Source organism: Bradyrhizobium sp. MI1.3 (assembly GCF_055811695.1).
Map to the genome: position 1 here is coordinate 85953 of NZ_JBVVPQ010000023.1, position 7076 is coordinate 93028.

Annotated in this window: 11 protein-coding genes; 5 read left to right on the forward strand and 6 right to left on the reverse strand. The window is 64.7% G+C overall.

All coding sequences use genetic code 11. The annotated features are described in order from the left end of the window. Window positions 1-54: 54 nt before the first annotated feature. Both AC0L3A_RS18790 and AC0L3A_RS18795 read right to left on the reverse strand, forming a co-directional pair. Window positions 55-273, reverse strand: coding sequence for a hypothetical protein (locus AC0L3A_RS18790; protein WP_007591284.1), 219 nt, complete (start codon window positions 271-273; stop codon window positions 55-57). 237 nt (window positions 274-510) lie between these two features. Beyond that, on the reverse strand, window positions 511-660 hold the full coding sequence (locus tag AC0L3A_RS18795; protein WP_167552267.1) for a hypothetical protein: 150 nt from the start codon (window positions 658-660) through the stop codon (window positions 511-513). A 226-nt stretch (window positions 661-886) separates the two neighbouring features. On the opposite strand from AC0L3A_RS18795, the gene AC0L3A_RS18800 reads away from it, so the two are divergent. Then, complete coding sequence (locus AC0L3A_RS18800; protein WP_007591288.1) at window positions 887-1066, forward strand: hypothetical protein; 180 nt, start codon at window positions 887-889, stop codon at window positions 1064-1066. A gap of 110 nt (window positions 1067-1176) precedes the next feature. Here the strand turns inward: AC0L3A_RS18800 and AC0L3A_RS18805 are convergent, their stop codons facing one another. From AC0L3A_RS18805 to AC0L3A_RS18815, 3 genes are all read right to left on the reverse strand, one after another. Beyond that, complete coding sequence (locus AC0L3A_RS18805; protein WP_354128216.1) at window positions 1177-1953, reverse strand: hypothetical protein; 777 nt, start codon at window positions 1951-1953, stop codon at window positions 1177-1179. Between the two features lie 183 nt (window positions 1954-2136). Further along, on the reverse strand, window positions 2137-2373 hold the full coding sequence (locus AC0L3A_RS18810; RefSeq protein ID WP_007591292.1) for a hypothetical protein: 237 nt from the start codon (window positions 2371-2373) through the stop codon (window positions 2137-2139). Window positions 2374-2442: 69 nt separating this feature from the next. Continuing rightward, window positions 2443-2679: a hypothetical protein gene (locus AC0L3A_RS18815; protein WP_354128215.1), complete on the reverse strand. Its 237-nt coding sequence runs from the start codon at window positions 2677-2679 to the stop codon at window positions 2443-2445. Between the two features lie 267 nt (window positions 2680-2946). Between AC0L3A_RS18815 and AC0L3A_RS18820 the strand changes: the two genes are divergently transcribed. After that, a complete protein-coding gene (locus tag AC0L3A_RS18820; RefSeq protein WP_007591299.1) occupies window positions 2947-3294 on the forward strand; it encodes a DUF6481 family protein in 348 nt (115 codons plus the stop codon). A 123-nt stretch (window positions 3295-3417) separates the two neighbouring features. Here the strand turns inward: AC0L3A_RS18820 and AC0L3A_RS18825 are convergent, their stop codons facing one another. Continuing rightward, on the reverse strand, window positions 3418-3660 hold the full coding sequence (locus AC0L3A_RS18825; protein ID WP_007591301.1) for a pentapeptide MXKDX repeat protein: 243 nt from the start codon (window positions 3658-3660) through the stop codon (window positions 3418-3420). 320 nt (window positions 3661-3980) lie between these two features. On the opposite strand from AC0L3A_RS18825, the gene AC0L3A_RS18830 reads away from it, so the two are divergent. The 3 genes from AC0L3A_RS18830 to AC0L3A_RS18840 are packed head-to-tail and all read left to right on the forward strand — an operon-like array spanning window position 3981 to window position 6909. After that, window positions 3981-5003, forward strand: coding sequence for a TRAP transporter substrate-binding protein (locus AC0L3A_RS18830; RefSeq protein ID WP_007591303.1), 1023 nt, complete (start codon window positions 3981-3983; stop codon window positions 5001-5003). Next, window positions 5000-5554, forward strand: coding sequence for a TRAP transporter small permease (locus AC0L3A_RS18835; RefSeq protein ID WP_007591315.1), 555 nt, complete (start codon window positions 5000-5002; stop codon window positions 5552-5554). Before AC0L3A_RS18830 ends, AC0L3A_RS18835 begins: the two co-directional genes overlap by 4 nt. Then, entirely contained in the window at window positions 5551-6909 is a 1359-nt protein-coding gene (locus tag AC0L3A_RS18840; RefSeq protein ID WP_007591317.1) for a TRAP transporter large permease, read from the forward strand. Before AC0L3A_RS18835 ends, AC0L3A_RS18840 begins: the two co-directional genes overlap by 4 nt. Window positions 6910-7076 lie beyond the last annotated feature (167 nt).

Here is a 7076-nt window from a genome sequence, read left to right on the forward strand (position 1 = left end):
GATCGGAAAATCGTCGCCCGAACGAGTCTTAACGTCGCGTTTCGACGGCTCGCGTCAGGCCTCGAGCGTCACGAGCACGGGCCGGAAGCGGTAGGCGTCGATCGCGGCGTTGGACAGAAGCAATCGTCGCCTCTCGCCACCCAACATCATGCGGTCGATCCTGTTCAGGATGAACCGGGCCGCGTCCCTGCGCTCGCCAGTAAGCAGGCCGGATTGGTCGAGATACTTCCAGGCAATCTCGAAGGACTGTGCGCGCAACTCGGGATCGGTCATAGCGGCTCAACGTCGGCGGGGAACCGACGTTCCATCGGCAAGACGCCCTCCCCCGGTCGCCCTTCATGATCTTCGCGCGAAAAGTATTGAGGGGGCGCGGAACGAACCTGCGATCAGCGCGTTCGATATCGAGTGGTGCCGATTTGCCAGCCCCGATCGGCTCTCGAGAACCCCGTGCTCGTCCCCCCGGGCACAGGGTTTTTCTTTGAATACGGATATTGTCGTAAGAGCGTGGGCTCAGTCCGTCCGCTCTTCGCGCCGGTCGCGGGCGAGTTGGTGCCAGGCCAGGGCCAGCTCGATGAGACGTTGCCGGTCGGGGCCATCGGCCGCCACGGCGCGCTTCATCGCCGCCTCGGCTTCGTGCTGTGGATCGTACTTGGTACACATGAAGCAATTCTAGCCGGACGATCTGGACAAGCGCGTGGCAATTTCGTCCGTATGATTGCGGGGTTAATGCCTCCCGACACGGATTTGCGACGCGATCCAGCTCACGCATCTGTCGAACGATCCCCCCGATTGTGGGCTTGGTGCGTACCGATCTGTGAAGTGCGTCACAGCCGGCGCCCGGCGCCTCCGCTAAACAGTTCTCAGCGCTCCCAGAGAGGGAGAAGGCATGGGAGATATTCCCGTCATGACGCAAGAAGCCGCAGCCGAAATTGCCGTCCCGACGCGACGCGAAAGATCCGACCCGCTCGGCATCGCTTATCTTGCGACCATCGGCATCGTGATGCTGGCCTGGATCGCAGGCCTGGTCTGGGCCGCGATCGCGTTCTTCAGCTGGCTGGTGTCCTGACGCGCGGGCGATCCCCCTTGAATCAATTCCCGGCCAGCTGACGGCCAGCGCAAAACGAAAAGAGGCGGACTTTTCGCCCGCCTCATCGCTTCAGGTCTCGCCTGGAGTGCTCAGTAACACGCCCGGGGATCGGCCTGCACATACTGGCCGCTCGGATAGCGGTAGTAGCAGTTGCCCTGGGCCAAATAGTAGCCGGGGCGCGAAGCAGCCGTCGCGCCGGCGATCGCCCCGGTGGCACCGCCGATCACGGCGCCTGCGGCCGCGCCCGAGGCGTTGCCCGAGATCAGGCCCCCCAGCACGCCGCCGACGATAGCGCCGCCAAGCGCGCTCGCACCAGGATCCGCCGGCGGCGGCGGAGGCGGCGGTTCGTAGGCGACCGGCGGCGGGGCGTAGGCCACAGGCACGTCATCGTAATAATCCTCCGAGATGTAGGCCGGAGGCCCTTCCATGCGCTGCGGATAATAATACCGCGCGCCGCCCACATCCCACCACCAGCCGGAGCGGCCGTCGTGGACTTCGTGGCGCCAGCGTCCGCCATCCCAGGCGAGACGGCCGCGATAGGTGTGTCCGCCCCAATCGCGCGCCGGTGCGGGACCCCTGGCGTAATTGCGTCCAGGCGGCGGGCCGCCGGCACTGCGCGGACCAGAACCTGCATAACCCGGACCGCCCGCGTGAGGCTGGCCGCCGGTCTGTAGCGCGGGCCGGGCAGCCTGCTGCGGCGGCGGCCCCTTGCGCATGTTCTGCGGCGGCGCACCTCCGCTCGGCCCGGGCGATGGCTGGGCGGCGTCTCTCGGCGGCCGGGCGTCCTGAGCCTGCGCCGGGACGGCGAGCAATGACATGGCCGAAACCAAGGGAATGATGATCTTGATGCGACTGGACGCACTCATGCGTGCTTGCCCCTACTCTCTCGATTGCCGTCGATGGCCGTGATGCCTGGCGCGATAGACGATTCGGCTCGCGCTGAGCTGATGCCGGCTGACATGACTGACCTGCTTTGGTCGGCCAAGTCCCGTTACAAATGATTAAGATCACGACATTTTTTCGTCCGCGCGGGCCGCTCTGGAGTGCCTCTACCGGGCCGGCTCGATCACATTGCAGTTGCTTCGCCCGGACATCAGGCAGTCCTGCATCTTGCTCGCGGAGGTGAGATCGCGGGCGAGCCACCAGCCGACGCCGAGGATGACAATCGCGATGATCAAGCCGGCGATGGCGCCGCGGCGGTTGTCACCGGATTGAGGTTTTGGAGGGGATTTGAGCTTCGCGCCCGGTTTGGGCTTAGGCTCGGGCTTGGCTTCGGACTTGGACATGGCTGACCGATCACGGGGCGAGCGGGCTTTATCACCTCTGCGGCGTGGCGTCACATCCCGCCCAGCTTCTTAGCCTCGGGTCGGGCGGATTGCTTCCTTGCGCGAGGTTTCGGCCGCCGGGATCGCCTGCTGGGCCCGCGGTGCGCAGGTCGTGAGCACAAACGCAGTCTGGGTGCATTCCCAATCTGCACCCAGGACGGCACTTTCGATCGGCTGCGGGCTGGCGAAGAGCAGCGTGACAGCAGCCAGGGCTGCCACCGCGACGGCGATTGCGAGCGCCTTCAGGCTCAGTCTTGAGATCGTCATGCCCGTGCTCCGCGTCTCATACCAGGCGGGACGCTAGGCGCCGCCCTGGTGCCCCTTATGAGGGGCATCACAATTCGGCAGTTTTTCGGGGCTACGAGAGATCGTCGGGGGCGGCGATTTTCGTCTACCTGATCGGCTGCGATTATAGGTGGCATCACGGCGCGCGCCGATGTACACGCATCTGCGTCGCGCGGCGCCCGCTATGCCCAGCCGACGTACCAACAGGCAGTGATGTAGGATCGAAAGCGAGGATGACAAGGTTCGCCGATGAGTGGATTTAGGGAACCAGGCTTCTCCGACCGGCAAAAGGCGGCACAGGAAGCACGCAAAAACCTTTTGAACAAATTCAAGTCGCAGCCGGGGCCGGATGATCCCGCGGTTGTGGCGAAGCGTGCGGAGCGCGAGGCCCTTGCGGCCAAGCGCGCCGAGGCAAAGGCTGCGCGCGAGACGGAAAAGGCCGAGCAGAAGCGCCTTCAAGAAGAGGCTGCCGCGCTCGAGGCCGCGCGGATCGCCCGCGAAGCCGAAGAAGCCGTCGCGAAGGCCGCCGAAGCCGAGGCCGATCAAAAGGCCAAGCGAGACGCCCGCTACGCCGCCCGCAAGGCGAAGCGCAAGTAACGTTCGCAAGTCACGTTCAATTGAATTTGGACTGAAACAATACTCCGGGGGCGGTCTACGTGACCGCCCCCGGATTTTTGGCGCGCGTCTGGCTGTCGCAAGCGCCGCCTCGACGATGGAAGATCAGTGCTTCTTCATCATCCCGTCGTCTTTCTTCATCCCGTCCTTCGACATCGTGTCCTTCTTCATGCCGTCGTCCTTGGACATGGTGTCCTTCTTCATGCCGTCCTTGGACATCGTGTCCTTTTTCATCATGCCGTCATCCTTGCCCATCTTGTCCTGGGCAAAGGCGGCCGGCGACAGCGCGAGGCCGAGCGAGAGAACGGCCGCCGAAACGCCGAGCGCGATGCGGGTACGAATGGTCATGACTGGTCTTCCCTTCGAGATGATGTTTGTCAGCGACGGACGCCGCTATCTGATCTCGACGGATTGCCACGGGGCGTTGTTACGCGACCGCTGATAAATTTCTGCGCCCCCGCCGCCCCTTCGTTGGACGGATGCAGAAACACCCAGAAGTGTGCAACGCAGCATGGTCGACACTTGCCGCGGCATTCGGTCTCGAACTATCAGACTAGAGAACATTGTCTGAAAGACCGGCTAGGATGGGCCTCAGCACGGTCTCAAAGACCCGCCCAAAATCACAGCAAGCAAGAACCGTCCAAGAAACGTCCAAAGGGAATCACACCATGCTCACGCGCCGCCACTTGATCGCGACCGCCGTCGCCGCACCCGCCATTCTCCGTTTCAGCACCGGCACCGCGCATGCCGCGACCACGCTGAAGATCTCGCATCAATTCCCGGGCGGCACCGTTGACAAGGGCGATTTCCGCGACCGGCTCTGCCGCATGTTCGCCGCCGAAGTCGCCAAGCGCAGCAACGGCGACATCGCCGCCGAAATCTATCCGAACTCCTCCCTGATCAAGACCAACGCGCAGTTCTCCGCGATGCGCAAGGGCGCGCTCGACATCAGCCTCTACCCGATGCCCTACGCCGGCGGCGAATTGCCGGAAACAAATATCGGCCTGATGCCGGGCCTCGTCACCACCTACGACCAGGGCATGCGCTGGAAGAAGGAGCCGGTCGGCAAGGCGTTGACCGACTTCCTCGCCGACAAGGGCATCATCCTGCTCAGCTGGGTGTGGCAGGCCGGCGGCGTCGCCAGCCGCTCCAAGCCGATCGTGGCCCCCGAAGATGCCAAGGGTCTCAAGGTGCGCGGCGGCTCGCGCGAGATGGACATGGTGCTGCAGACCGCCGGCGCATCCGTGCTGTCGGTGCCCTCGAACGAAATCTACGCAGCGATGCAGACGGGGGCCTGCGATGCCGGCATCACCTCCTCGACCAGCCTGATCTCGTTCCGCCTCGAAGAGGTCGCGAAATCGCTGACCTCGGGCGCAGGCGCGTCCTACTGGTTCATGCTCGAGCCGCTGATGATGTCGAAGGCGATCTTCGACAAGCTGCCGAAGAACCAGCAGGACGTCCTGCTCGCGGTCGGCACCGAGCTCGAAGCCTTCGGCCGCAAGGGCGCGCAGGACGACGACGTCGAGGTCGCCAAGGTCTACGAGAAGGCCGGCGCCAAGGTCTCGGCGCTCGATGCCGCGACCGTCGGCAAGTGGCGCGACATCGCCCGCGACACCGCATGGAAAGACTACGGCGCCAAGACCGCGACCTCGGCCAACCTGCTCAAGCTCGCGACCGACGTCGCCGCATGAGCCACGGTCCGCTTCCGGATCGTGACGACCAGGCCAACGCTGCCGCAAGGACTGGCCTTGCGGCGGCGATCGATCGCGGTCTCGCCATCCTCAACAACATCATCGTCGTGTTCGCCGCGATTGCGCTGATCGCCGCCTGCGCCATCCTGAGCTACAGCGTGCTCAGCCGCGCCTTGTTCAAGGCCGCCAATTACTGGCAGGACGAGGCTGCGGTGTTCCTGCTGGTCGGCGCCACCTTCATGACCGCCGCCTACGTACAGCAGAACCGCGGTCACATCGGCATCGAGGCCTTCGTCGGCCTGCTCTCGCCGCTGGCGAACCGGATCAGGCTGTGGCTGGTCGACGCCGTGACGCTTCTGTTCTGCGCTTTCTTCGCCTGGAAGTCGTGGACGCTGGCGCATGAAGCCTATGTCGACGGCCAGGTCTCGAACTCGATGTGGTCGCCGCCGCTGGCCATCCCCTATTCGCTGATGGCGTTCGGCATGAGCCTGCTCTGCGTCCAGATCTTCGTGCAGCTTGCGCTGCCTTTCGCTGGAGCCAGGCGTTCATGAGCGTTTTCGGTATCGGCCTCGCATACGGAATTGCGACGCTGGTCGTGATGTTTTCGGGCATGCCGATTGCGTTCGCGCTCGGCGCGGTCGCGGTCGTGTTCATGGGCATCTACATGCCCGCCGCCTCTCTCGATACGGTGACGCAGAACGTCTACGAGGAAATGGCCTCGATCACGCTGCTGTCGATCCCGCTCTTCATCCTGAAGGGCGCCGCGATCGGCAAGTCTCGCGCGGGCCAGGATCTCTATTCGGCTCTGCACGCCTGGCTGCACCGCGTCCCCGGCGGCCTCGGCGTCGCCAATGTGTTTGCCTGCGCGCTGTTTGCGGCGATGGCGGGCTCCTCGCCCGCGACCTGCTCGGCAATCGGCTCGGCTGGCATCCCCGAGATGCGCAAGCGCGGCTATTCCGGTGGTTTTGCCGCGGGCATCATCGCCGCCGGCGGCACGCTCGGCATTCTGCTCCCGCCGTCGATCACCATGATCCTGTTTGCGGTCGCCGCCGAAAAATCGCTGGGACGGCTGTTCCTCGCCGGCATCGGGCCCGGCCTGCTGCTGGTCTCGCTGTTCGGCGTCTACGCCGTGATCCGCTTCCGCCAGGAATACGCCGCGGCCGAAGCGATCTACAAGAACGGCGGGCCGGAAGCTGCGATCCTCGCCCGCGACGAGTACACGCTTGCGGAACGCTTCAGCGTGCTGCCACGCGTAATCCCCTTCGTGCTGCTGCTCACCGGCGTCATGATCGCGCTCTATGGCGGCTACGCCACGCCGTCGGAGACTGCCGGCCTCGGCGGTCTCCTGGCGCTGGCGCTGATCGCGGCGATCTACAGCGTGTGGCGGCCGAGCGACCTCGCCCCGATCCTGAAATCGACGATCCGGGAATCGACCATGCTGATGATGATCATCGGCATGTCGCTGCTCTATTCCTACGTGATGAGCTATCTGCACATCTCGCAATCGGCCGCCGAATCCGTCGTCGCGATGCATCTGCCGCGCTGGGGCCTCTTGTTCGCGATCCTCGTCATGGTCGTCGTGCTCGGCTTCTTCCTGCCGCCGGTCTCGATTATTCTCATGACCGCGCCGATCATCCTGCCGCCGCTCCGTGCCGCCAATTTCGACATCATCTGGTTCGGCGTCGTCATGACCATCGTGATGGAGATGGGACTGATCCATCCACCCGTCGGGCTCAACATCTTCGTCATCCGCAACGTCGCGCCGGACATTCCCCTGCGCGAGGTGATCTGGGGCACGCTTCCTTTCGTGCTCTTGATGATGCTCGCGGTGCTGCTGCTGTGCTTCGTGCCGGGCATCTCGACCGCACTGCCGGACCTGGTGATGGGGCCGGACGGGAGCAGGTAGCGGCAATCGCAAGTGCTGTAGGGTGGGCAAAGGCGCGCAGCGCCGTGCCCACCACCTCTCTGTGCTTCCGCGAAAAGTGGGGGGGGGGGGGGGGGGGGGGGGACCCCCCCCCCCCCCCCCGACAAAAAAACGCAAAACCCCCCCCCCGCCCCCGCCCGGGGCCCCCC